The organism is Streptomyces sp. cg35, from assembly GCF_050410835.1.
GTDB lineage: Bacteria > Actinomycetota > Actinomycetes > Streptomycetales > Streptomycetaceae > Streptomyces.
Map to the genome: position 1 here is coordinate 4839478 of NZ_CP191268.1, position 22192 is coordinate 4861669.

28 protein-coding genes are annotated in these 22192 nt (G+C 71.1%); 25 read left to right on the forward strand and 3 right to left on the reverse strand.

Features of this window, described 5'->3' with window-relative positions:
- Position 1: 1 nt before the first annotated feature.
- The 16 genes from ACQUQD_RS21990 to ACQUQD_RS22065 all read left to right on the forward strand — a co-directional run bounded on the left by ACQUQD_RS21990 (position 2) and on the right by ACQUQD_RS22065 (position 12078).
- A complete protein-coding gene (locus ACQUQD_RS21990; RefSeq protein ID WP_428953832.1) occupies positions 2-1201 on the forward strand; it encodes a hypothetical protein in 1200 nt (399 codons plus the stop codon).
- A gap of 241 nt (positions 1202-1442) precedes the next feature.
- Positions 1443-2171, forward strand: a complete 729-nt coding sequence (locus ACQUQD_RS21995; RefSeq protein WP_428953833.1) for an LmeA family phospholipid-binding protein — start codon at positions 1443-1445, stop codon at positions 2169-2171.
- A 192-nt stretch (positions 2172-2363) separates the two neighbouring features.
- Positions 2364-2444 carry a putative leader peptide gene (locus tag ACQUQD_RS22000; protein WP_350203226.1) on the forward strand — a complete coding sequence of 27 codons (81 nt, stop codon included), beginning with the start codon at positions 2364-2366 and terminating at the stop codon, positions 2442-2444.
- Between the two features lie 147 nt (positions 2445-2591).
- Positions 2592-3437, forward strand: a complete 846-nt coding sequence (locus ACQUQD_RS22005; protein ID WP_428953834.1) for a sulfurtransferase — start codon at positions 2592-2594, stop codon at positions 3435-3437.
- A 53-nt stretch (positions 3438-3490) separates the two neighbouring features.
- The gene (locus ACQUQD_RS22010) at positions 3491-3778 is read left to right on the forward strand and encodes a DUF1416 domain-containing protein (protein ID WP_127832476.1); all 288 of its coding nucleotides are present in this window, start codon (positions 3491-3493) and stop codon (positions 3776-3778) included.
- Positions 3779-3901: 123 nt separating this feature from the next.
- Positions 3902-4165 carry a DUF3099 domain-containing protein gene (locus ACQUQD_RS22015; protein ID WP_428953835.1) on the forward strand — a complete coding sequence of 88 codons (264 nt, stop codon included), beginning with the start codon at positions 3902-3904 and terminating at the stop codon, positions 4163-4165.
- A gap of 137 nt (positions 4166-4302) precedes the next feature.
- Positions 4303-4677: a type VII secretion target gene (locus ACQUQD_RS22020; RefSeq protein WP_428953836.1), complete on the forward strand. Its 375-nt coding sequence runs from the start codon at positions 4303-4305 to the stop codon at positions 4675-4677.
- 17 nt (positions 4678-4694) lie between these two features.
- Positions 4695-6266: a peptidoglycan-binding protein gene (locus ACQUQD_RS22025; protein ID WP_428953837.1), complete on the forward strand. Its 1572-nt coding sequence runs from the start codon at positions 4695-4697 to the stop codon at positions 6264-6266.
- A 24-nt stretch (positions 6267-6290) separates the two neighbouring features.
- Entirely contained in the window at positions 6291-6755 is a 465-nt protein-coding gene (locus ACQUQD_RS22030; protein WP_428953838.1) for a protease inhibitor I42 family protein, read from the forward strand.
- A gap of 51 nt (positions 6756-6806) precedes the next feature.
- Complete coding sequence (locus tag ACQUQD_RS22035) at positions 6807-7187, forward strand: hypothetical protein (protein WP_428953839.1); 381 nt, start codon at positions 6807-6809, stop codon at positions 7185-7187.
- A gap of 172 nt (positions 7188-7359) precedes the next feature.
- On the forward strand, positions 7360-8082 hold the full coding sequence (locus tag ACQUQD_RS22040) for a hypothetical protein (RefSeq protein ID WP_428953840.1): 723 nt from the start codon (positions 7360-7362) through the stop codon (positions 8080-8082).
- Positions 8079-8879, forward strand: coding sequence for a hypothetical protein (locus ACQUQD_RS22045; protein WP_428953841.1), 801 nt, complete (start codon positions 8079-8081; stop codon positions 8877-8879). The genes ACQUQD_RS22040 and ACQUQD_RS22045 overlap by 4 nt, the downstream gene beginning before the upstream one ends.
- Positions 8876-9763: a hypothetical protein gene (locus tag ACQUQD_RS22050; RefSeq protein WP_428953842.1), complete on the forward strand. Its 888-nt coding sequence runs from the start codon at positions 8876-8878 to the stop codon at positions 9761-9763. The genes ACQUQD_RS22045 and ACQUQD_RS22050 overlap by 4 nt, the downstream gene beginning before the upstream one ends.
- A gap of 227 nt (positions 9764-9990) precedes the next feature.
- Complete coding sequence (locus ACQUQD_RS22055; RefSeq protein WP_428953843.1) at positions 9991-10563, forward strand: FABP family protein; 573 nt, start codon at positions 9991-9993, stop codon at positions 10561-10563.
- 41 nt (positions 10564-10604) lie between these two features.
- A complete protein-coding gene (locus ACQUQD_RS22060) occupies positions 10605-11078 on the forward strand; it encodes a Fur family transcriptional regulator (protein WP_428953844.1) in 474 nt (157 codons plus the stop codon).
- A 34-nt stretch (positions 11079-11112) separates the two neighbouring features.
- Positions 11113-12078 carry a YgfZ/GcvT domain-containing protein gene (locus tag ACQUQD_RS22065; protein WP_428953845.1) on the forward strand — a complete coding sequence of 322 codons (966 nt, stop codon included), beginning with the start codon at positions 11113-11115 and terminating at the stop codon, positions 12076-12078.
- 12 nt (positions 12079-12090) lie between these two features.
- On the opposite strand, the gene dtd is transcribed toward ACQUQD_RS22065, so the two are convergent.
- Positions 12091-12516 (reverse strand): D-aminoacyl-tRNA deacylase, encoded by a 426-nt coding sequence (gene dtd, locus ACQUQD_RS22070; protein WP_428953846.1) that lies wholly within the window; start codon positions 12514-12516, stop codon positions 12091-12093.
- A 150-nt stretch (positions 12517-12666) separates the two neighbouring features.
- On the opposite strand from dtd, the gene ACQUQD_RS22075 reads away from it, so the two are divergent.
- Both ACQUQD_RS22075 and ACQUQD_RS22080 read left to right on the forward strand, forming a co-directional pair.
- The gene (locus ACQUQD_RS22075) at positions 12667-13287 is read left to right on the forward strand and encodes an ABC transporter substrate-binding protein (RefSeq protein ID WP_428953847.1); all 621 of its coding nucleotides are present in this window, start codon (positions 12667-12669) and stop codon (positions 13285-13287) included.
- Between the two features lie 128 nt (positions 13288-13415).
- Positions 13416-14696, forward strand: a complete 1281-nt coding sequence (locus ACQUQD_RS22080) for a GNAT family N-acetyltransferase (protein WP_428953848.1) — start codon at positions 13416-13418, stop codon at positions 14694-14696.
- Positions 14697-14751: 55 nt separating this feature from the next.
- Here ACQUQD_RS22080 and ACQUQD_RS22085 read toward each other — a convergent pair whose 3' ends face one another.
- Positions 14752-14937, reverse strand: coding sequence for a hypothetical protein (locus ACQUQD_RS22085; protein ID WP_428953849.1), 186 nt, complete (start codon positions 14935-14937; stop codon positions 14752-14754).
- A gap of 210 nt (positions 14938-15147) precedes the next feature.
- Here ACQUQD_RS22085 and ACQUQD_RS22090 point away from each other — a divergent pair, with 210 nt between their 5' ends.
- Positions 15148-16074 (forward strand): winged helix-turn-helix domain-containing protein, encoded by a 927-nt coding sequence (locus ACQUQD_RS22090; RefSeq protein ID WP_428953850.1) that lies wholly within the window; start codon positions 15148-15150, stop codon positions 16072-16074.
- Between the two features lie 16 nt (positions 16075-16090).
- Here the strand turns inward: ACQUQD_RS22090 and ACQUQD_RS22095 are convergent, their stop codons facing one another.
- Positions 16091-16282 carry a hypothetical protein gene (locus tag ACQUQD_RS22095; RefSeq protein WP_428953851.1) on the reverse strand — a complete coding sequence of 64 codons (192 nt, stop codon included), beginning with the start codon at positions 16280-16282 and terminating at the stop codon, positions 16091-16093.
- A gap of 230 nt (positions 16283-16512) precedes the next feature.
- On the opposite strand from ACQUQD_RS22095, the gene ACQUQD_RS22100 reads away from it, so the two are divergent.
- The 6 genes from ACQUQD_RS22100 to ACQUQD_RS22125 all read left to right on the forward strand — a co-directional run bounded on the left by ACQUQD_RS22100 (position 16513) and on the right by ACQUQD_RS22125 (position 22191).
- Complete coding sequence (locus ACQUQD_RS22100) at positions 16513-17406, forward strand: winged helix-turn-helix domain-containing protein (RefSeq protein ID WP_428953852.1); 894 nt, start codon at positions 16513-16515, stop codon at positions 17404-17406.
- The gene (locus tag ACQUQD_RS22105) at positions 17355-18167 is read left to right on the forward strand and encodes an HAD family hydrolase (protein WP_428953853.1); all 813 of its coding nucleotides are present in this window, start codon (positions 17355-17357) and stop codon (positions 18165-18167) included. The genes ACQUQD_RS22100 and ACQUQD_RS22105 overlap by 52 nt, the downstream gene beginning before the upstream one ends.
- Positions 18168-18266: 99 nt before the next feature.
- Positions 18267-19151, forward strand: coding sequence for a winged helix-turn-helix domain-containing protein (locus ACQUQD_RS22110; protein WP_428953854.1), 885 nt, complete (start codon positions 18267-18269; stop codon positions 19149-19151).
- 132 nt (positions 19152-19283) lie between these two features.
- Positions 19284-20417: a phosphotransferase gene (locus tag ACQUQD_RS22115; RefSeq protein ID WP_428953855.1), complete on the forward strand. Its 1134-nt coding sequence runs from the start codon at positions 19284-19286 to the stop codon at positions 20415-20417.
- Between the two features lie 50 nt (positions 20418-20467).
- Entirely contained in the window at positions 20468-21562 is a 1095-nt protein-coding gene (locus ACQUQD_RS22120; RefSeq protein ID WP_428953856.1) for a phosphotransferase, read from the forward strand.
- The gene (locus ACQUQD_RS22125; protein ID WP_428953857.1) at positions 21559-22191 is read left to right on the forward strand and encodes a TetR/AcrR family transcriptional regulator; all 633 of its coding nucleotides are present in this window, start codon (positions 21559-21561) and stop codon (positions 22189-22191) included. The genes ACQUQD_RS22120 and ACQUQD_RS22125 overlap by 4 nt, the downstream gene beginning before the upstream one ends.
- The last annotated feature ends 1 nt before the right edge of the window (position 22192 follow it).

Genomic DNA, 22192 nt, shown 5'->3' on the forward strand with positions numbered 1-22192 from the left:
GATGAGCAACGACCAGCAGTATCCGCAGCAGCCCTCGTACGACCAGTACGACCAGTACGGACAGCCGTACGGGCAGCAGGGCCAGGGCCAGGACGCCTACGGCCGGCAGCAGTACGGGCAACAGCAGCAGTACGGACAGCAGCAGTACGGGCAGCAACAGCAGTACGACGAGGCCCCGCTGACGCAGCAGTGGCAGGCGCAGACGTGGGACACGCAGGTGCAGCCCGCGCCGCAGCCGTATCTGCCGCCGCAGAGCCATGAGTACGAGCACGGCTCCGAGGGCCGGCCGCTGCCGCCCCAGCAGCAGGAGTGGGCGGCGTACGACACGACGCCCGCCCCGGAACCGGCGCCCCGGCCGGTGACGGCCGAGGCCGCGGGCTCCGAGGGCGCAGCGGGCTCCGACGGCCCCTCGTACGGTCCGGCCACCACCACCGGCAACTCCCGTGTCACCGACGCCCAGCGCGCCCGCGCCGAGGGCCGCTCCCCGATCATCGAGCCGGGCATCCAGCCGGCCGCGCTCACCGCCGCGCTCGGCCTGCTGCTCGCGGGCGGCGCCGCCATCGGCCCGTACGGGCTGCTGGTCCCGCTGCTGCTCCTGCAGGCGGTCACGGCCGCGGGCTGGTTCCGGCTCAACGGCATGTGGCCCGCCCGGCAGGGCATCGCGCTCGCCTTCCTCGGCGGCGTCGTCGCCGACATCGCCCTGCTCGCGGCCGGCCGCGAGCACGGGCCCGCCGCGATCCTGGGCACGCTCGGCGTCTGGGTCCTGCTCACCCTCGTCCTCCAGCTGCGTTCGCACGCCGACCCGGACGAGCGGATGTACGGGCTGATGGCGACCGTCACCTCGGCCGCGCTGGCCATCGTGGCGACCGGCCATCTGGCGGCCGAGCCGGACGCGGTCACCGTCGGCGCGGCCGCCGTGGCCGTCGCGGTCCTGGCCCGCGCGCTGCCGCTGCCGACCCCCGCGTCCGTCGTGGTCGCGCTGCTCGCGGCCGCCGGGGCGGGCATCGCCTTCGGCGGCCTCACGGATCTCGGTCCGGGCGGGGCGCTGCTCGGTCTCGGGGCGGGTGTCTGCGCGCTGATCGGGCACCGGGTCGCGTCGTACGACTATCCGTCGCGGTTCGTGCACATGACGGCGGGCGTCGCGCTTCCGCTCGCCGCGGCGGCACCGGCTGTCTATCTGCTGGGCCGGGCCCTGGGCTGACCCGGGCCTGTTCCTGTTCGGCTGCGGGTGCGTGGGGGCTGGTCGCGCGGTGCGCCTCTCAGGGGCGCGGGGAACTGCGCGAGCAGCCACGACGGCGCCGCACTGATCGACAACTTGGGAACAACCCCGCCCGTCCCCGCCCTCCGCGGACGCGGCCACGTACGCTCGCCGCAGCGAATCATCTCCGGCGGGGGGGACACAGGGCGCCGGGGGACAACGGACGTGGGGGAGCCTCGACGCCATGCGCGCACTGCGAATACTGCTGATCTTCGTCGTCATCGTGGGCGGCCTGTTCGTGATCGCCGACCGGGTCGCGGTCAACTTCGCCGAGGACAAGGCCGCCGACAAGCTGCGCACCAGCGAGGGCCTGGCCAGTACGCCCGACGTGTCCATCAAGGGCTTCCCGTTCCTGACTCAGGTCGCCGACGGCACCCTGGACGACGTCGAGATCGGCATCAAGGACTACGACGCGAAGAGCGGCGGCGACAGCATCCGCATCGCCGACCTGGACGCCGAGATGCGCGGCGTGAAGTTCGACAGCAGCTACAGCTCCGCCACCGCCGAGTCGGCCACCGGCACCGCCCGGATCTCCTACGACGAGCTTCTGAAGGCCGTGAAGAAGCAGGAGGCGGCCCAGGTCGCGCCGGGCGTCACCGCCGAGATCGACGGCCTCTCCTACGGCGGCGGCGACAAGGTCAAGGTGGCGGTCACCGTGAAGACGCCGGTGCTCACGCTGCACCCGACCGTCATCAGCTCGATCAAGGTCACCGACGGCAAGGTCTCGGCCCGCGCCGACAGCCTGCCCAAGACCGGCGCCCTCGAACTGGCGGAGGGCCGGATCCGCGCCGTCACCGACTTCCAGCAGGCGATCGACAACCTGCCCGCGGGCATCGAGCTGGACAACGTCCAGGCCGTCAAGGACGGCGTCGAGATCACGGTGAAGGGTTCGAACCTCGACCTCGTCGGGTAGGGACTCGGAGGACGGCCCGTCCGCACTGCGAGACGGCACTGTCCGCACAGCAGAGATCGGCGGAGCCGCGGCGGCCCCGGGGCCCGGCGGGAGCGGCTCCGGGGCGCGATCATTCTCATAATCCGGATGATTGCGTCTCAGTATTCGACATGCCGGTGACACGGCCGCCGATGCGTCCTTACGATCGGACGCATGAAGCGACAGGCGGATCTCACGAAGCGGCGGGCAGTAGACCTGTGCCGCGTCGCCGCCATGCTCTGTCGCACCGTCTGAGCGGGACGGTCTCCGCCGCGAGGCGACTCCCGCTTTCCGCCGACCCCTCGAGGCCACTCGGGGTCACCCGCGCGCCAGACCCGCGCACCCCTCATGGCATCCCGCATGCCTGCCGCAACCGCCGCAACTGCCCCGGAGGAAGACAGCATGAGCCGCAGTGACGTCCTGGTAGACGCCGACTGGGTCGAGGCCAACCTCGACAACGAGAACGTGGCGATCGTCGAGGTCGACGAGGACACGTCGGCGTACGACAAGAACCACATCAAGAACGCGATCCGCATCGACTGGACCAAGGACCTCCAGGACCCGGTCCGCCGTGACTTCATCGACCAGGCCGGCTTCGAGGAGCTGCTGTCGAAGAAGGGCATCGGCAACGACACGACCGTCGTCCTCTACGGCGGCAACAACAACTGGTTCGCTTCCTACGCCTACTGGTACTTCAAGCTCTACGGCCACAGCGACGTCAAGCTCCTCGACGGCGGCCGCAAGAAGTGGGAGCTCGACTCCCGCGACCTGGTCGACGGCTCGCAGGTCCCCAGCCGCCCGGCCACGCAGTACAAGGCCAAGGCCCAGGACACCTCGATCCGCGCCTTCCGCGACGACGTCGTGAACGCGATCGGCTCGCAGAACCTGGTCGACGTGCGCTCGCCCGACGAGTTCTCCGGCAAGCTGCTCGCCCCGGCCCACCTCCCGCAGGAGCAGTCGCAGCGCCCGGGCCACGTCCCGTCCGCGCGCAACATCCCGTGGTCGAAGAACGCCAACGACGACGGCACCTTCAAGTCGGACGACGACCTCAAGGCGCTGTACGCCGAGGAGCAGGTCGACCTGGCCAAGGACTCCATCGCGTACTGCCGCATCGGTGAGCGTTCCGCGCTGACCTGGTTCGTGCTGCACGAGCTGCTCGGTGTCGAGAACGTCAAGAACTACGACGGTTCGTGGACCGAGTACGGCTCCCTCGTCGGCGTGCCGATCGAGCTCGGCGCCAACAAGTAAGCCAAGAGTCCAGTCTTCAAGGTCAACTGACCTTTCCTTCCTAGGAGTTACGTATGTGTGGAGCGAAGGCCGGCGGCCCCGACGCCTCGACGATCAAGCCCGGTGAGACCACGATCCAGGGTCAGGTGACCCGCGACGGCGAGCCGGTGACGGGCTACGTCCGTCTGCTGGACTCGACCGGCGAGTTCACCGCCGAGGTCCCGACCTCGGCCACGGGCCAGTTCCGTTTCTACGCGGCCGAGGGCACGTGGACGCTGCGTGCGCTGGTGCCGGGCGGCACGGCGGACCGTACGGTCGTCGCCCAGACAGGCGGGCTCGCGGAGGTCGCGATCGCCGTGTGACGGCGGCGCCGCGACGCGCACCGAACGGCTGAAGGGCCGCACCCCCGGGGGTTGGACGCCACTGGTACGGGGTGCGGTCCTTCGGCTTGCCGTGAGCCCTTCTCACGGGCTTACGCTGGAGACATGTACGCGCGGCGAAAGCACGTCTACTTCGCCATGATGGGCGTCTGCATCGCCCTCTTCGTCCTGGCGTGGGGCGTCGTACGGCTCTGGTCCGTGCCCGCCGCCGTCGCCATGTGCGTCGTCGCCATGGTCATCCCGCCTGTCGCCGCCGTCGTCGCGAACCGGCGCGGCCCCGAGGACCGCTGGTGGGACGACCCCTCCGGCGACCAGAAGTCCGACGAGTGGTGGGACGAGCTGGACGGGAAGAAGCGGCGGGGCCCCTGAGCGGGCCGCTGATGTGTGGGCTCTGTGCTGTCCGAGGGGCGGGTGCGTACGCCTGTGCTAGCTTCCGGGACGTCAGCGACATGCGGTAACAGCGCGTCGCCGCACGGCTGTTGAGGCACGGACACGGGGGAGGGCCGGTGACCTCTGCGGAGGGCTATCAGGTTCAGCACGGCGCAATGGCCGGGCAGGCCAAGGAGTTGGACGGGGCGGGTGACGACGTCGGCGCGATAGGCCGGGCCGTCGAGAGCACGATGTGCTACCCGCAGGACACCCTCGGCGGGGCCGACTCGGGGCCCGCCTTCAACGCGTTCGCCGCGGCCTGGCAGGCCGAGACCGAGGTCCTGGAGGCGGCGCTGCACGAACTGGCCGACAAGGTGCGGCTGTCCAGCCGTGCGTACCGGGGCTCCGACATCGACGTACGGGACAAGGCGCGGGCCGTGCCCGCCGGGGACAGCCGCCTCTCCACGCAGCCGGCCCACGCCGCGCGGCCCTCCGCGCTGAGCGACTACTGACGGGGCGGGCCGCACGCATGACGACGGAATCCACCACCGACCGGCGCAGCCGCCTCGCGGAGCTGCACTCCAAGGTCTCCTCCGCGGACAGCAAGAACGATCTGATCGACGCCGTCGACGACGCGCTCGGCGTGCTCGCGCCGGTCGGCGACCCGGCCGTTCTCGACGCGCTCGGCCGCCGGTACAGCGGGCAGACCGACGAGGCCGACAAGGCGCACGACCGGATCGACGCCGTCGCCCGCAAGGGCCTGCCGCAGGTGTGGCTCGGCGACACGAGCGTGACCGCCGCCCAGGTGGTGACCGCCGCCGCGCGCGACGCCCAGCAGATGATCGAGGCGTTCCGGGCCGGCGGCCGCGCCCTGAGCACGCTCTCCGACGCGCTGACCGTCGCCCAGAAGCGCGACGCCCAGGGCCGCGGCAAGCTGCACCGGGCGCGCGGCATGCTCGGCGACAAGGACGGCTGGTTCGACGACCTGCACGAGGACGACGGCGAGGAGTCGGCGCGCAAGCGGGCCCGCGCACTGGCCACCGAGGGCGTCGAGGACCTGCAGGCGGCCGCCGCCAAGGCCGACGACGCCGCCCGCAAGGCGGCCCGTGACCTCGACAAGTACGCGGCCGAGGCGCGGGCGGGGCACATGGCCACCGACGAGCTGTCCGCCGCCGACCGCCTGGTCCTCGCCGACACGAGCAACGCCACCGGCGACCCCGAGCTGAACGAGATCCTCACCGCCAACGACCTCGAACGCTCCGGCCGCGCCATGGAGAACATGTCACCGGCCGAACGGGCGCGCATGGAGCGGCTGTTGGCGGACGCCACGTCGCCGCAGGAGAAGGCGTACCTGATGAAGGCCCTCGCGGCCGGGTACGGCGTCGACGAGGTCGAGGACTTCGGTGGGAAGATCCACGGCAAGGACCCGGCCTGGCTCCAGTCGCACCTGACGCCGATCGCCACCACCTCCGACTCCGGCCAGGAGGACCAGAAGTACGGCGACGAGCACTGGTCGCAGGACGACGAGACCTGCGTCCCGTCCTCGACGGTCACCGCCCGCGCCCTCGTCGACCCGGTGTACGCCCTGGAGCTCACCGGCGGCCCCGACGGCACGGACGACGACCCCGACCGCTTCCGCGAGCGCCTGCACGACGAGCAGTTCCGGATGAACGACGAGGGCGACGGCGACTACTCGGGCTGGTGGTGGGACCGCCATCCGGCCGGCATGGACGCCGACGGGCAGGAGGAGATCTCCGACAAGGAGCTCGGCCCGCGCACCGGCGACACGTACGACACCCAGGAGACGGGCAGCGCCGACGACCGCCGCGACCTGCTCCCCGACATCGAGAGGTCCGTCGCCGACGGCAAGCCCGTGCCGATCAACATCACGCGTGAGGACTCCGACGGCAACCGCCACGGTCACAGCCTGATGATCATCGGGCAGGAGGACGGCATGCTCCAGGTCTACAACCCGTGGGGCACCACCACCTGGATCAGCGAGGACGACTTCGTCAACGGTGATCTGGAGGCGGCTACCGACGACCGCTACTCCAAGGCCAACAAGGGCGACGTGAACCGCGTCTACATCCAGCAGGACTGAGCAGGACTGAGACCGATCGTGCAGATGACAAACGCAGTACGCGCGACGCCCGCCGTGGCCGCGGCCCTCCTCGCCCTCGCCGGGTGCGGCGGTTCCGCCGGGCCCGCCGCCCACGGCCCGGGGGAGCGGAGCATCACCGTCGACAGCGGCGAGACGTTCTCCCTGGAAGTCCCGGCCAGCCCCGCCCTCGGCCAGAACTGGTACCTGGCCGACCCGCGCCCGGACAGCGGCGTCGTCACGTACCGGGGCAGACGCGAGGACGAGGACGGCGGCGACGAGGACCTCATCGGCAGCGGTGACGGGGCCCAGTTCTTCGACTTCGAGGCGGCCGGGACCGGCAGGACCACGGTGAAGCTGCTGTTCTGCCCCTACGGCCGGTGCCACAGCGCCGCGGACGTGAGCGCGAGCCCGGTGCCGACGGCCACCGCCGCCCCGGACACGTCCGACCAGGAAGCCGCCTACTACGAGTACACGATCACCGTCCGCTGACCCGGACCCCGGACAGAGCAGGACGGAACAGGAACGGAAACGGAAGCGACCATGCCCGACGACCGCGCGCCGCGCACCGACGACGAGGTGCTCGCCGCCACCGACGTGTCCGCCCTGCTCCGCTACGGGCTCACCCAGGACGCCTTCCGCACCGCCCTCTTCGGCGACGGTGCGGTCGCCGCCGCCGTCACCCTCGGGCGGCTCGGTGTGCGGCCGCGTTCCGTGGAGTACATCGCGAAGATCGTCCGCGCGGGCGGCCTCGGGTACGCGGCCGCGCTGCCCGAACCCCTGCCGTCCCCGGAGGCGTCCGCGCTCCTGCGCGCCTGGCTGGAGAGCGCGGCGCAGACCTCGGCCACGCCCGTGGCCGAGGCGGACGCGGCCCGCTGGCTGGACGCGGTCGCACGACTGCTGCGGCTGCGGCGCGGCCGGTAGGACCGCCCGAAGCGCTTTCGTTATCAACATCCGTGCAACCAGCACGGGTCCTTGTGGGTCTCCTGTGCGCGCGGATACGGAATCCGCGCCTCGAGTTCCGTGGGGGGACCCGTTGGATTACGTACAAGCTCCGCAAACGGTGCCGGAGGCGCCGCCCGCGGAGCCGCAGTCGGTGCCCGAGGCACCGCGTCCGGCGCGCAGACGCGGCCGGACCACCCTGCTGATCGCCTGCGCCGCCGTGCTCGGTGCCGTCGCGGGAGTGTGCACCGGCTTCGTCGTGCAGGCCGGCCGCGCGCCCGACCCGCTGCCGCCGCTCGCCCAGAAGAAGGTCACGCAGGCCGGGGGCACGGCGCGGCAGGTGTTCGCCGCCACCGGTGACCACCGCGTCCGCACCGACGGCGACCTGCGCAAACTGCTCGTCGCGCGGCCCGCGGGCACCCAGAAGTCGGACTCCGTGCAGGGCTGGCGCAACCAGTACGGCTACGCGAACGACTTCGAGGAGCCGGACTACATGTTCAGCGAGCTGTCCGACGGCTCCTTCCGCCGGGCCGCCCTGATCGCCTGGGAGAAGGGCCGGTCCGCGACCGAGGTCCACCTCGTCCAGTTCCGCGACGCGGAGCAGCTCGGCTCCCGCGAGTTCCTCAGCAGCCAGCAGAGCTACATGGGCGAGCGGGAATGGGCGGGCAACGACGGTGAGCCGATCCCCGGCAGCACCGACGGCCGCGTCTACGTCTTCGACCGCCCGCAGACCAAGCCCGGCTATCTGCCCTGGTACCGGGCCAGAGCGCTCGCCTCGCGCGGCGACATCGTCATGGACATCTGGTTCTACGACACCAAGCCGATCCCGAAGAAGACCGCGATGAACCTCGCCGAGCGGCAGTTGGAGCGCCTGTGAGCGACCAGTTCCCGGCCCCTGCCCCCGCCCCGGACCCCGCTTCCGCGCCGGTCCGCGGGCGCCGCTGGCCCGCCGCCGTGATCGCCTGCGCCGTCCTGCTCGCCGTCGTGGGCGGCACCGGCTTCACCGTGATGAAGGTGAACGACGCCGACCGCACCGTTTCCACCAAGGTGTGGGGCGATCCGCAGCAGCAGAAGCAGCGGGCCGGCGGTGAGTCCGGCGCCAAGGGCGACCTCATCGCGCGCCTGCTGCCGATGCCCGAGGGCTACGTCCCCGGACCCGACATCGACGAGTTCGGCAACGACAAGGCGATCACCGGGCCGGAAGCCGTGGCCCGTTTCAAGAAGAGCGCGGACGACCTGCCCGCCCGCCAGCGCGACGCCCAGCGCAGGTCCATCGACAAGCTGAAGCTCAAGGGCCTGGCGATGCGCAGCTACGCCTCCGACAACACCAGCCCCTACGCCGACTACGACGAGAACTACGTCGTCGAGATCCAGCTCGCCCAACTGCAGAACCGGCAGGCGGGCCGCGACCTCACGTCGTTCCGGTCGGAGTTCCTGCGCTCGTTCGGCGGCTTCACCAAGGGGCCGAAGATCAAGGGTCACCGCACGGCGGACTGCTTCCGGGCGCCCCGCGACAAGGACACCAAACTCGATCTGCTGCTGTGCAGCGCGTACGAGGACGACCTCCTGGTCACCGCCACCGCGTACGGCCCCAAGTCGATCGACAGCAAGGCGGTCGCCACGCTTCTGGCGCAGCAGCTCGACCACATCTCGTCGCGGGGGGAGCTCGTATGACCCAGCCACCACAGCCGCCCCGGTCGGTGCCCGAGCCGACGACGCAGCTCACCTCCGAACCGCCGCAGGCCCTGATCCCGGCTCCGGCTCCGGCTCCGGATGCGGATCAGGCTCCGGCCCCGGTGCAGAAGGACCGCCGCGTGCTGCGTGCCGCCCTGCGCTGGACCGCGGCCGTCGTCGTGTTCGCGGCGGTCGGCGCGGGGGCCGCGTACGGCGTCACGCAGCAGACCCGCGGCGATCTGCCGGGCCTGGCCACCGAGAGCGACGGCCGCTGGGACTACCCGGTGATCGAGAAGCCGCCGCTGCCCTCGGGCGCCCCGGCCGCCTTCGCCGACCGGAACGCCCGCGAGGAGCACTTCGCGGACCTGCGCGACCTGGTCCTGCCCGCGCCCGCGGGCGCTACCGAGGACAAGGCGCTGGCCGGCAAGAAGGGCTGGCTGCCCACGGCGACGTACCTGAAGGCCTACGAGAAGGACGCCCGCGGTGATCTCGCGCAGGCGCTGAAGGACGGCGGCCTGCGGCATGTCGCCGCCCGTGGCTGGACCATGCCCGACGGCACACGCACCCGCATCTACCTGCTGCGCTTCAACACGGGCGCCTTCGCGCGCGAGTACACCGCGAACGCCACGGGCAGCACCGACGCGGTGATCGGCGCCGATACCACCGAGGAGGACTTCTCCTGGACCGGGGACATCGGCACCTTCGTGCGGTACACGAAGCTGAACCTCTACGAGGAGACCCGCCCCTACGGCGAGGAGCAGGTCCGCCAGGCCTACATCCAGTCCGGTGACGTGCTCGCCCTCGTCGTGCAGTCCCGCAAGGGCGGTGCCCCGAAGATCCCCTTCCAGCAGACCGTCGTCCTGCAGAATCAGCTGCTCGGCTGACCTCACCGAGAGCGCCGGACCCCACGCGACTACAGTGGGGTCCGGCTCTGTGTCCGCATACGTTCCGCTAGCTCCGCTAGTGCCGCTCACCGAGGAGCACCCGTGCTTGAGGCCTTCTTCTCCGCCCTCCTTGTCCTGGTCTGCGTCGGCGTGCTCGCCTTCGCCGGTCTGACCGTGAAGAAGCTGTACCAGGGCCAGCGCTGACCTCCCTCTAGGAATCCCAGATCATGATCCAGATCCCGTCCGACCTGCACCCCGATCTCGTCCCGCTCGCGTTCCTCCTGGGCAACTGGGCGGGCGCCGGCGTCACCGACTTCCCGGGCGCCGAGAAGGCCAACTTCGGCCAGGAGGTCTCCTTCACCCACGACGGGCGGGACTTCCTGGAGTACCACTCGCACAGCTGGGTCCTCGACAGCGACGGCAACAAGGTCAAGCCGCTGGAGTCCGAGGCCGGCTACTGGCGGGTCGGCAAGGACCGCAAGGTCGAGGTCGTCATGGTCCGCGACGACGGCGTCGTCGAGGTCTGGTACGGCGAGCTGGCCGACAAGAAGCCGCAGATCGACCTGGCCACCGACGCGGTCGCCCGGACCGCGGCCTCCGGCCCGTACAGCGGCGGCAAGCGCCTCTACGGCTATGTGAAGAGCGACCTCATGTGGGTCGGCGAGAAGCAGACCCCCGAGGTCCCGCTGCGCCCCTACATGTCGGCCCAGCTCAAGAAGGTCGTCTCGCCGGAGGAGGTCGCCGAGATGGCGCGCAACCTCCCGGACATGCCCGACGACGGCATCGCCTTCTTCAAGTAGCCGAAGCCGCGCTCCCTCCGGGTGGTTCTAGACTCGACGGTGTGGTGAGCACCGAGGGAACCGACTGGAAGAGTGATCTGCGGCGGCGCGGCTACCGGCTGACGCCCCAGCGTCAGCTTGTTCTCGAGGCCGTGGACGCCCTGGAGCACGCGACCCCCGACGACATCCTGTGCGAAGTGCGCAGGACGGCGTCGGGGATCAACATTTCCACGGTGTACCGGACCCTGGAGCTCCTGGAGGAGCTCGGGCTCGTCAGCCATGCGCACCTGGGGCACGGGGCGCCCACGTACCACCTCGCCGACCGGCACCACCACATCCACATGGTGTGCCGGGACTGCACGAACGTCATCGAGGCCGATGTCGACGTGGCCGGGGAGTTCACCGCGAAGCTGCGCTCGCAGTTCGGCTTCGACACCGACCTCAAGCACTTCGCGATCTTCGGCCGCTGCGAGAACTGCGCCGAGGACCGTGCGGCGGGTCAGGAACAGCCGGCAGGAACAGCCGCGCAGGAATAAGCGCGTCCGCCCGCTCGTCGTAGTCTCTGTGAACATGAAGAGCCCCCTGCTGACCCTGCCCGGTGCCGTCCCCGGTGAAGGCGTGGACGAAGGCGTCGCCGCGCACTACGGCGACCTGTTCCGCGAGCAGCGCTCCCTCGCCGACGGGGCGGGCGTCGTCGACCTCTCGCACCGCGGCGTGCTCACGGTCACCGGCGACGACCGGCTGAGCTGGCTGCACCTGCTGCTGACCCAGCACGTCACCGACCTGCCGCCGGGGCAGGCGACCGAGGCGCTGATCCTCTCCGCCAACGGCCACATCGAGCACGCCCTGTACCTCGTCGACGACGGCACGACGACGTGGGCGCACGTCGAGCCGGGCACGCAGGAGGCGCTCCTCGCGTACCTGGAGTCGATGAAGTTCTTCTACCGGGTCGACGTGGCCGACGTCACCGGCGAGTTCGCCGTCGTGCACCTGCCCGCCGGATCCATCGCGCCGGTGCCGGACGGAGCGGCCGTGCGCGAGACCGCGTACGGGCGGGACCTGTTCCTGCCGCGCGGTGACCTGGAGTCGTACGTGACGGAGCACGGCCCGGCGGTCGGGCTGCTCGCGTACGAGGCGCTGCGCGTCGAGCAGCACCGGCCGCGGCTCGGCTTCGAGACCGACCACCGCACCATCCCGCACGAGCTGGGCTGGATCGGCTCGGCCGTCCACCTGCAGAAGGGCTGCTACCGCGGGCAGGAGACCGTCGCCCGGGTGCAGAACCTGGGCAAGCCGCCGCGGCGGCTCGTCTTCCTGCACCTGGACGGCAGCGAGGTGCACCTGCCCCCGCAGGGCGCCGAGGTGCGGCTCGCGGCGGACGGCCCCGAGGGCCGGAAGATCGGCTTCGTGACGACGTCCGTGCGCCACCACGAGCTCGGCCCGATCGCGCTCGCGCTGGTGAAGCGGAACGTGCCGGTGGACGCCGAGCTGATGGCACAGACCACGGCGGCGGCGCAGGAGGTCGTCGTAGAGCCCTGATTCCTTCCGGGGCTACATCTCCAGCAGCACCGTGAACGGGCCGTCGTTCGTCAGGGACACCCGCATCTGCGCCCCGAACCGGCCCGTGGCCACGGTCGCGCCGAGCGCCCGCAGCTGCGCCACGACCTCGTCGACCAGCGGCTCGGCGACGTCACCGGGCGCCGCCGCGTTCCAGGTGGGGCGGCGGCCCTTGCGCGCGTCGCCGTAGAGCGTGAACTGGCTGATCACGAGCAGCGGCGCGTCGATGTCGCTGCACGACTTCTCGTCGGCGAGCATCCGCACCGACCAGAGTTTGCGGGCCAGTTGGGCCGCCTTCTCCTTCGTGTCCTCGTGCGTGACCCCGACGAGGACGCACAGGCCCTCGCCCTTGATCTCGCCGACCACTTCTTTGTCCACGACGACGCTCGCGCCGTCCACTCTTTGTACTACTGCACGCATACGGCCATCATGCCGTGCTCCCGAACCGCCCATCCGGGGCGGATATGGGGTACTCGCGCACAGAGCGGGCACCGGGAGTGGCACGATGCTCACACGTGGTGCGCCGGTGGCGTGCGGCGTCAGTCCGGTCGAGGGGACGGTTAGCGAACCATGGATGCTCAGGCAGTGAGCCACACACCGAGTACGGGCCTGCCCGGGGAGCCCGTCTCCCCGGCCCACACCGGGCGGGCCGCCCCGATGGCCCGGCCGCCCGTGCAGCGCACCGACAGCCCGGAGCTGCCGGCCGTTCCGGAGCACGATCTGCCGGGCCTGCGCCTGCCCGAGCTGCGCCGAGTGCGCCGTGAGTCCCAGCAGGACGAGGCGGACCTCAGTTACGTGCGTCGGCTGCTGCAGGGCCGCATCGACATCCTGCGGGCCGAGCTGGCCGGCCGCCGCGACCCCGAGTCACCGGTCCTGGACCGGCTCTCGGAGATCCTGCGCGACCAGCCGACCCAGCACCGCTCGTCGGCCCGGCACGTCACGCTCGGCACGCCGCACAGCGAGGAGTTCCGGCGGCTGGCCGCCGAGATGCTCTCCGAGGTCGAGCTGTCCGACCTCGCGGCCCGCACCGACGACGAGCTGCACGCGGCGATGGGCCGGCTCGTCCGCTACGAGCAGCAGGTCTCGCGGCGCCGGCAGCACTTGCAGCGCACCGCGGACGACTGCAGCGCGGAGATCGCGCGCCGCTACCGGGACGGCGAGGCCCAGGTCGACGACCTGCTGGACGGCTGACGGGCCGGGCGGGTGCGGGCGGAGCCGGCCGGTGGGCCACCGCCTGCCCGCCCCCTGCCGCCGGACCGGCGCAGCCACGGCGGAAATCCCCGCGACGCACGGCGCCGGCCCCGCCTAACGTGGCTCCCATGACCACCCGCGCCGCCGAAGACATCGACGTACGCCCCCTCACCGAGGACGAGCTGCCCGCCTGGTGCCGCGCCCTCAACACCGGATTCCTGCGCTCGCCGGCCACGTCCCCGGAGACGGTCGCCAAGCGCCGCGCCCACTTCGACCTCGCCCGCACCCGCGCCGCCTTCGCCCCGGCGGGCGGCGGTGACGGCATCCGGCAGGTCGCCACGTTCCGCTCCTTCGCGCAGCGCCTCAGCGTCCCCGGCGGGGCCACGGTCCCCACCGATGCGGTCACGAACGTCACGGTCAGCCCGACCCACCGCCGTCGTGGCCTGCTCAGCCGCATGATGGCCGCCGACCTCGCCGAGGCCAAGGAGCGCGGCGACGTCGCGGCGACGCTGATCGCCGCCGAGTACCGGATCTACGGGCGGTACGGGTTCGGGCCCGCGACCACCACCACGGAGTGGGAGATCGATGTGCCGCGGGCCGGTCTCGACCCGCGCTGGTCGGGTCCGGACGACGGCGGCCGGATCGACCCGGCCGACGCCGACGAGGTGCGCAAGATCGGGCCCGAGCTGCACGAGCGGCTGTCCGCCCGGGTCGCCGGTGTCGTCTCCCGCGACGACTTCTGGTGGCAGTACGAGACCGGCCTGTGGCCGACGCCGGAGGACACCTGGACCGAGCCGTTCCACGCCGTGTACCGCAACGCGCGCGGCGAGGTGGACGGGCTGGTCGTCTTCAAGGCCGACGGGCACTGGGGCGACGCCAAGATGCCGGGGAACACGGCGACCGTGCTGAAGCTGACGGGCGTCACGCCGGCCGCCGAGCGGGCGCTGTGGCACCACGTCTGCTCGATCGACTGGGTCACCGCGGTCAGGACCGGCGGCCGGGCCCCCGACGACCTGGTCCCGCACCTGCTGCCCGACCCGCGCGCGGCCTGCGTCGTGACGCAGGCCGACTTCCTGTGGGTGCGGATCCTGGATGTCGTACGGGCCCTGGAGGCGCGGTCGTACGAGGCGAGCGGGGAGCTCGTCCTGGAGGTGCGGGACCGGGCCGGGCTCGCCGGCGGACGGTTCCGGCTGGTGGCGGCGCCCGACGGAGCGGTCTGTGAGCCGAGCGCCGCGGCTCCCCACCTCACGCTCGACATCGGTGAGCTGGGGGCGCTGTGGCTGGGCGACGCGTCCGCGGTGCGGCTGGCCGCCCTGGGCCGGTTGACGGAGGAGGAGGCGGGCGCCGCCGCGGTGGCCGACGCCCTGTTGCGTACGCCGCGGCGACCGTGGTGCCCCGACGTGTTCTGACGTACGTGGTCGAAGACCGACCGGGCTCCCGGCTCCCCTCCGGAAGGAAGCCCGGTCAGCCGTTCTGGGCCAGCAGCATGACGAGGACGACGGCCCCGATACTGCTGATCATGGTGTTCTTGGCCTTGAGCCCGATGGACAGCACGACGAAGGCGATGATGCCCATCGGGCCGTACTTCCACTGGATGAGCTGCTCGAATCCGATGGCGAGAGCGGCGACGAGGATGGCGAGGACCGGCATGGGGACGTACCTCCTTCGGGTCCGAGTGGTGACCAACTCCCGCGGCATCGCGGTGACGTAGACCAACCTGACTGATCGACGCCAACCCCCGAGATTGTCCGACCATGTCGCTGAAGTTGGTCACCAACTCACTGATACTTATCTCCGCTGTAGTCCGTCTCATAACCACCTTCTTCTCAACTCCCCGAAGATGGCGGGAAGTTGTAGTGTTTGGTTGTGAGTGGGGACTATGCCGCCGTCAATGGACGGTCCCAGCCGCAGCGGACGCAGTGGACGTACCGCGACGTGGCTGATGAGCTGCGCGCCCGGATTCGCAACGGGCTTCTTCGTCCCGGCCAACGGATGCCCACACAGGCTCAGTTGGCGGACGACTTCGGGGTGGAGCGCTCCGCCGTACGTCAGGCGCTGCGCATCCTCCAGTCCGAACATCTGCTGGCCAACGTGTCGAAGGGCAGTCCGGCTACCGTCGCGGAGAACCCGCAGGCCGCGTTCGGCGGTCCCGGCGCGGCCCCGCAGCCGACGATGGTCGCGCTGTCCCAGCGGGTCGGGGCCGCGTTCCGGCAGCAGGACGTGGAGATCGACGCCCTGTGCCTGACGTCGGTCTCGCTGACGCTCGCGCTGGGAGAGCCGTTGCGCCAGATCCACGCGGGCCGTATAAAACCGGCCAAGGTCCGCGTGCGCGTGCTCATGCCCAGCCGGAACATCGAGATCGCCTTCCCCGCGCCCGCCGACGCCGCGGTGGAAGCCGATGGAGTGACGGGCGGCCTGCTGCGGCGCAACTGGCTGGAGCAGCGCAACGCGCAGGGCCAGGTGCTGCGGCACCATCTGCTGGCCCTGCGCGCCACGCACGGCATCGACGTCCAGGTCTCGTTCCGGGCGCTGCCGTTCACGCCGCCGGTCAAGCTGTATCTGCTCAACAACACCCAGGCCTTGCTCGCGTACTACACGCTGACCCGGCGCGGCGAGCAACTCGACCACGAGCGGGTGGACGTCTACGACGCGCAGGGAACCCAGCAGATGCTCTTCGCGTTCGAACAGGGGACGGGACTGCGCGACACGACGTTCGTGGAGCAGTCCCACCTCTGGTTCAACAGCCTCTGGAACACGATCAGTTCGGAGCTGACGCTCAGTTCCTGAAGGCCTGACAGGTGGTTCAGTGGAGCGCGGGGCCGGCCACCATGATCGCGAGCAGGACGGCGCCCACGGAACTGCACGTGGCGTTCCTGGTCTTGACGCCGACGGTCAGCAGGAGCAGACCGGCGATCCCGGCCGGCCCGTAGTGCCACTGGACGAGCTGCTCGAAGGTGATCACGAACACCGCGGAGAGGAGGCTCAGGAAAGGCATGACGTTTCCTCCTTCATCGGCTACGGCATCGGTGGAGCTGGATGAAGCCAGATACTGCTGATCGGCTGGTCCGACCGGCTGCCACCCCTGGCCACCTTGCGCCAAGTTGGCAACCAACTGCATTATGGTTGTCCCCACTTGGTCGCCAGTAATAAACAAGCCATCAACAACTCCCGCCAAATAAACGGAAGTTGTAGCGTTTGGTTGTGACCCAGGAGAGCGTGGCAGACATGGCAGACGCGACACTGAACGGCAGCAGAAAGCTCTCGCCCCAGGAGATCGCTGACGACCTGCGGGAACGGATCAGGTCCGGCCGCCTGAAGGCGGGCGACCGGCTGCCCACCCAGGCCACGCTCGCCGAGGAGTTCGGCGTGGAGCGCGGCACCGTCCGTCAGGCGCTCCAACTCCTGCAGACCGACGGCCTGTTGAGCAACGTCAGCAAGGGCAGCCCGCCGCGCATCGCCACGGCGTCACCCGGCCGCGACGAACCGCAGCCCAGCATGGTCGCGCTGGCCCCCCGCCTGGTGGAGGCCTTCACCTCGCCCAAGGTGCACATCGACGCCGTCTGCATGACCTCCGAGACGCTGATGCTGGCCCTCGGCGAGCCGCTGCGCCTCATCCACGAGGGCCGGATGCGCCCCGAGTCCATCGACGTACGCATCCTGCTGCCCAGCCGCGACATCGACCTGGCCTTCCCGGTGCCGGTCCCGGACCCCGACGCCGCGAGCGGAACCCACGGGAGCGACGACGAGGCGGTCCACCGGCGCTGGCTCGCCACCCGCAACGCCCAGGGCCAGGTCCTGCGGCACAACCTCCGCTCCCTGCGCTCCTCCCACGGCATCGACGTCCAGGTCACCTTCCGCGCCCTGCCGTTCACGCCCCCGGTCAAGCTCTACCTGCTCAACGACGCGGAGGCACTCCTCTCGTACTACATGGTCACGCGCCGCGAGGAGGAGATCGACAGCGGCACCAAGCTGGAGATGTACGCCGCCACGGGCACCCAGGCCCTGCTGTTCTCCTTCGAGAAGCGCGCGGGCCACCGGGACCGCGCGTTCGTGGAGGAGTCGCAGAAGTGGTTCACCGCCCTCTGGGAAACCATCACGTCCGACCTGACACTCTCCTAGTGACTTCAGATGCGACCAAGGAGACTGTTCCGGTGGCCGAAGAGAGCGAACCCCACCGGGAATTGAGCGACGCGGTGGCCGGCCTCGTCCGGGGAGCGCGGTATGTGCTCTTCGACTTCGACGGGCCGATCTGCCGGCTGTTCGCGGGGCGCCCGGCGACGGAGATCGCGCAGGGGCAGGAGGAGTGGCTGGAGGCGCACGGGCTGGGAGAGCTGCTGACGGAGGAGGACCGGTCGGTCCAGGACCCGCACGCCGTCCTCGCCCGGCTGGCGCGGCAGCAGCCGGGCAGCGACCTTGTGCAGGAGATGGAGAAACGTCTCACCGAGCAGGAGCTGGCGGCGGTCCCCACGGCGTGGCCCACACCGTGGGCGGATCCGCTCGTCCGGACCTGGTCCGCCGTGGGCGCCCGGCTGGCCATCACGACCAACAACTCGCCCGAGGCGGTCCGGCGGTACCTCGCCGGCCGTGAGCTCTCCGTGTGCTTCGAGCCGCACATCTACGGTCGGACGCAGGACCTGAACCTCCTCAAGCCCGACCCGTACTGCCTGAACCGGGCCCTGAGCGCCATGGGGGCCGCCCCCGGCCAGGCCCTGATGATCGGCGACGCCTCCTCGGACTGCGCCGCGGCGGCGGCCGCCGGTGTCGCGTTTCTTGGCTACGCGCGCAATGAGGAGAAGGAGAAGCGGTTGCGGAAGGCGGGGGCCGGGCATGTCGTGTACGACCTGGAGCCGATCCTGAAGCTTCTGCGTCAGCACCCCTGACCTGCTCGTTCCCGCGTCGGCCGGAAAGCCCGGAGGAGTTGGCTGCCAACCGACGTAGAGTTGAGGGAACTTGGCACGGCGCAAGGGGAGGAGGTCGTGATGAACGACAAGACCGGACCCGCTCCCAGAACCACCTCCGAAGAGATCGCCGACATCCTGCGCCGCCGGATCCGCTCCGGTGAGCTCAAGGCGGGGGACCGGCTGCCCACGCAGGCCGCGCTCGCCGAGGAGTTCGGCGTGGAGCGCGGCGTGGTGCGTCAGGCGCTGCAGCGGCTGCAGGCGGACGGCCTGCTGTCGAACGTGACCAAGGGAAGTCCGCCGCTGGTGGCGGCGGGCACCATCCCCTCGACCCACACCGCGCAGTCGGCGCGCAGCATTCTGGGGCCCCGTCTCGTGCGGGCCTTCGGCGCGAAGGACGTCCGCCTGGACGTGGTGAGCCTGACCGCGGAGACGCTGGTGCTCTGTCTGGGGCAGCCGCTGCGCGAGATCTACGAGCAGGCCGTCGTGCCGCGGTCGGTGCGGGTGCGCGTGATGCTGCCCCGCGCCGACGAGCGCCTCGACTACCCGGCCCCGGAGAAGGGCTGGGGCCACGACGCCGAACTCGACGCGGTCATCGACCAGCGCAACCGACTGCAGGGCCGTTCCCACCGCACCATCCTCCAAGGGGTGCTCAAGAAGCTGCGCAAGGACGCCGGTGTCGACGTGAGCGTGGAGTTCCGGACGCTGCGCGGAACGCCGACGCGCAAGGTGTACCTGCTGAACCGGCAGGAACTCCTGATGGGGCACTACGTCCCCGGCCGGTACCTGCGGGACGTCGAAGTGGGCGACTTCAGGGAGACGCTGTGGCTGCGCGACGTGGAGGGCGCGGAGACCGAGATGTTCGCCTTCGAGTCGGCCAGGGGCGGCCAGGGGCAGGCTCTGGTGGACGCCGAACAGCTGATGTTCGACCGGGTCTGGGAGTACGTGGCCCGGCCGCTGGACTGAACCGGTGCCGGAACGGGCGGGATGCGGCATCGCGTCAGGCAGGAAGCGAAGGCGTCAGGCGGCAAGAAACGATGCCGTCCAGATAGTGACACGCTGTGAGATCGAGCGCCTCAGACGCTACTCTGTGCGCTCATGTCGTCACCCCTGCACCGCAGAGCGCTCCAGGCGCTGATCCGCAGGCTCGCAGAGGCACGGCGTCGCGCCGAGGGCGGCGAGGTGGTGACGGGCCATCACAACATCAATGTGATCGTGCCGTTGGGATTTCCGCTGGCCGTACTGCTCGGCGTGGGGCTCTGGGCGTTCGGGGTCCGGGGCAAGTTCCGCACCCCGGTGAAGACCGTGGAAGTGGTGCCGCGGCTGTGGCGCCGCGAATCGGACGTGCTGCGCGCGGTGACCGGCTGGGTCCCCCAGGTCCCGCGGTGCCTGGCCGACTTCGGAGAATGGTCCCTGCACTCGTACGTGGTGGGAGAGCCGCTCTCGGCCGTCCGGCCCGACGGCCCCGTGGGCGAGGAGCGGCTGAAGGCTCTCGCGGGCTTCTTCGCGCGGCTGGCGTCCGTACCGGTCGAGGCGCTGCCGGAGCTGCCCGAGAGCTTCTGGCCCGAGCGGGGCAGCAGCCGCCAGTTCCTGGGCTGGCTGGCCAAGTTCGCCGACGACAAGGTGCACCGGGTCAACGAGGAGCGCTTCGGGGATCTCTTCCGCGCCGTCGGGGTGCCGGACGACGCGATCGAGTCGTTCATGGAACGTCTGACGGACGGTCTGACGGACCGCCCTTTCGCCTTGCTGCACACCGACATCCACCGGGGCAACGTGCTCGTCGCGCCGGCCCCCGACGGGCTGGAGCGGCTGTGCGTCATCGACTGGGAACTCGCCTCGTACGGCGATCCGTTGCACGACCTGGCGACCCATCTGGTGCGGATGGACTACGACGACGCCGAGCGCCGCGCCATGATCGATTTCTGGGCCGGGGCCATGCGCGACGCCGGGCTCGAGAAGATGACGCGCGGCATGGAGACCGACCTCTCCCACTATCTGGACTTCGAGTACGTGCAGTCGGTGTTCCCGGACGTGATGCGGGCGGCCCTCGCGCTGGGGGAGACGCCGACGGAGTCCGACTTCGCCGCGGCCGGGCGCCGGGTGTGCCGCGCGATGGAGCGGGCCTGGAAGCCGCTGAGCCTGGAGGGCGAGGGCCCGGACCCGGCGGCGGCCGTCGAGGCGCTGCGCCGCTGGCACGAAAACCGGCCCACTCGCGCAACGGATGAGCCGTGAGAGGGGTTCACCGTTGCGGCGGCCCGGTGCGCCGTTGATGCTGAGCTCTCATGCGGGTCTTCTCGAACGGCAGCACGAGTGCGGCCTGGCGGTCGGCGGTGGAACTCTGCGGTGACGCCTCGGCGGTCGAGGGTCCGCTGACGGGCTCGCACCACGAGACCTATGTCTTTCCGCTGGGCACGGGCCAGGGGGCCCGGCCGGTCCGCTGGAAGAGCCGGGCGGCCCGCGGGGGTCTCGTCCGGTTCGACCGCCGGTGCTTCGCCTCGGAGGCGGACGTCGTGCGTGCGGTGAGCCCGCGCGTGCCCCGGGTCCCGGAGTTCATCGAGGTCGGCGGCGCGGGACTGCAGCGCTTCATCGAGGGGGAGACCCTGGCCCGGCTGCGTCCGGCGGGGGAGCCCGTGCCCGGGCGCCTGGTGGAGCAGATCGTCGACGTGTTCCGGGAACTGGTCGCGATCCACGACCGCGCCGTGCGCATCGAGCGCGGCCACACTCCGGTCGGCCGGGGGGCCGAGGAGGACACGGCGGCCTGTCTGGACGGCCTCATCACTTTCGTGGAGGAGAGCGTCTACGCGGCCCACACCGACGAGTTCGGCGGGCTGTTCCGCGCCCTCGGTGTCGACGAGGACGCCTTCCGCCGGCTGCGGCGCTTCGTGGCGGGGCTGTGCGAGCGGCCGTTCTGCCTGGTGCACGGGGACCTGCACCGGGAGAACCTGATCGTCGACTCAGGGGGCGAACTCTGGGTCATCGACTGGGAGTTGGCCATGTTCGGCGATCCGCTGTACGACCTGGCCACCCATCTGCACCTGATGCGGTACCCGGTGCCGCAGGAGCGCGAGGTGACCCGGCTGTGGTGCGAGGCCGTGGAGGCGGTCAGGCCGGGCACCTCGGCCGGCTGGCGCCGCGACCTGCCGCTGCTGCTCGGCTTCAAGCGCGCGCAGTCGGTGTTCACCGACGTGATCCGGTGCGGATTCGCGCTGCGGGCGGACGGTGTGCCCGACGCGGCCGGGCTGTGGCGTACGGCGGCCGGGCTGCACGGGGTGCTGGCGCGCGGCGCCGTACCGCTGGCCCTGGAGGGCGTGCCGTCCGTGCGGGCCGTCCGCGCCGCGCTCACGGACTGGTACCGCGGCTACCCTGCACAACCATGACCACCCCCGCCTCCACCCCCGGCCTCCGCGAACGCAAGAAGCAGCGCACCCGGCAGACCCTCTCCGAGACCGCCATCCGGCTCTTTCTGGAGAAGGGGTACGACAAGGTGTCCGTCGCGGAGGTCGCCGCCGCGGCGGAGGTGTCCAAGCCGACCCTGTTCCGGTACTTCCCGGCCAAGGAGGACCTCGTCCTGGACCGGTTCGCCGACCACGAGGACGAGGCGGCCCGGGTCGTGGCGGGGCGGGCGGACGGGGAGCCGGCGCTCGGGGCGCTGCGGCGGCACTTCCTGGCGGGGCTGGAGCGGCGGGACCCGGTGACCGGGCTGTGCGACCACCCGGCGGTGCTCGCGTACCAGCGGCTGCTGTACGGCACGCCCTCGCTGGTGGCGCGGCTGTACGGGTACCAGGAGCGGTCGGAGCGGGCGCTGGCCGACGCGCTGGGCGGGCCGGCGGGCGAGGCGCGGCTCGCGGCCGGGCAGATCGTGGCGGTGCAGCGGATCCTGGCGCAGGAGAACGGGCGGCGGATCGCGGCCGGTGAGTCCGCCGACGAGGTCGAGGCGGACGCGGTGCGCGCCGCCGGGCTGGGGTTCCGGCAGCTGGAGGAGGGGATCGGGGCGCGGTACGCGTAGC

Excerpts from the sequence above, each read along its gene's own strand:
- ACQUQD_RS21995 (WP_428953833.1), top strand. The coding sequence starts at position 1,443 with ATGCGCGCACTGCGAATACTGCTGATCTTCGTCGTCATCGTGGGCGGC.
- ACQUQD_RS22000 (WP_350203226.1), top strand. The coding sequence starts at position 2,364 with ATGAAGCGACAGGCGGATCTCACGAAGCGGCGGGCAGTAGACCTGTGC.
- ACQUQD_RS22080 (WP_428953848.1), top strand. The coding sequence starts at position 13,416 with ATGACCACCCGCGCCGCCGAAGACATCGACGTACGCCCCCTCACCGAG.
- ACQUQD_RS22050 (WP_428953842.1), top strand. The coding sequence starts at position 8,876 with ATGACCCAGCCACCACAGCCGCCCCGGTCGGTGCCCGAGCCGACGACG.
- ACQUQD_RS22055 (WP_428953843.1), top strand. The coding sequence starts at position 9,991 with ATGATCCAGATCCCGTCCGACCTGCACCCCGATCTCGTCCCGCTCGCG.
- ACQUQD_RS22035 (WP_428953839.1), top strand. The coding sequence starts at position 6,807 with ATGCCCGACGACCGCGCGCCGCGCACCGACGACGAGGTGCTCGCCGCC.
- ACQUQD_RS22095 (WP_428953851.1), bottom strand. The coding sequence starts at position 16,282 with ATGCCTTTCCTGAGCCTCCTCTCCGCGGTGTTCGTGATCACCTTCGAG.
- ACQUQD_RS22120 (WP_428953856.1), top strand. The coding sequence starts at position 20,468 with ATGCGGGTCTTCTCGAACGGCAGCACGAGTGCGGCCTGGCGGTCGGCG.
- ACQUQD_RS22010 (WP_127832476.1), top strand. The coding sequence starts at position 3,491 with ATGTGTGGAGCGAAGGCCGGCGGCCCCGACGCCTCGACGATCAAGCCC.
- ACQUQD_RS22075 (WP_428953847.1), top strand. The coding sequence starts at position 12,667 with ATGGATGCTCAGGCAGTGAGCCACACACCGAGTACGGGCCTGCCCGGG.
- ACQUQD_RS22015 (WP_428953835.1), top strand. The coding sequence starts at position 3,902 with ATGTACGCGCGGCGAAAGCACGTCTACTTCGCCATGATGGGCGTCTGC.
- ACQUQD_RS21990 (WP_428953832.1), top strand. The coding sequence starts at position 2 with ATGAGCAACGACCAGCAGTATCCGCAGCAGCCCTCGTACGACCAGTAC.
- ACQUQD_RS22005 (WP_428953834.1), top strand. The coding sequence starts at position 2,592 with ATGAGCCGCAGTGACGTCCTGGTAGACGCCGACTGGGTCGAGGCCAAC.
- ACQUQD_RS22125 (WP_428953857.1), top strand. The coding sequence starts at position 21,559 with ATGACCACCCCCGCCTCCACCCCCGGCCTCCGCGAACGCAAGAAGCAG.
- ACQUQD_RS22025 (WP_428953837.1), top strand. The coding sequence starts at position 4,695 with ATGACGACGGAATCCACCACCGACCGGCGCAGCCGCCTCGCGGAGCTG.
- ACQUQD_RS22030 (WP_428953838.1), top strand. The coding sequence starts at position 6,291 with ATGACAAACGCAGTACGCGCGACGCCCGCCGTGGCCGCGGCCCTCCTC.
- ACQUQD_RS22100 (WP_428953852.1), top strand. The coding sequence starts at position 16,513 with ATGGCAGACGCGACACTGAACGGCAGCAGAAAGCTCTCGCCCCAGGAG.
- ACQUQD_RS22110 (WP_428953854.1), top strand. The coding sequence starts at position 18,267 with ATGAACGACAAGACCGGACCCGCTCCCAGAACCACCTCCGAAGAGATC.
- ACQUQD_RS22065 (WP_428953845.1), top strand. The coding sequence starts at position 11,113 with ATGAAGAGCCCCCTGCTGACCCTGCCCGGTGCCGTCCCCGGTGAAGGC.
- ACQUQD_RS22085 (WP_428953849.1), bottom strand. The coding sequence starts at position 14,937 with ATGCCGGTCCTCGCCATCCTCGTCGCCGCTCTCGCCATCGGATTCGAG.
- dtd (WP_428953846.1), bottom strand. The coding sequence starts at position 12,516 with ATGCGTGCAGTAGTACAAAGAGTGGACGGCGCGAGCGTCGTCGTGGAC.
- ACQUQD_RS22115 (WP_428953855.1), top strand. The coding sequence starts at position 19,284 with ATGTCGTCACCCCTGCACCGCAGAGCGCTCCAGGCGCTGATCCGCAGG.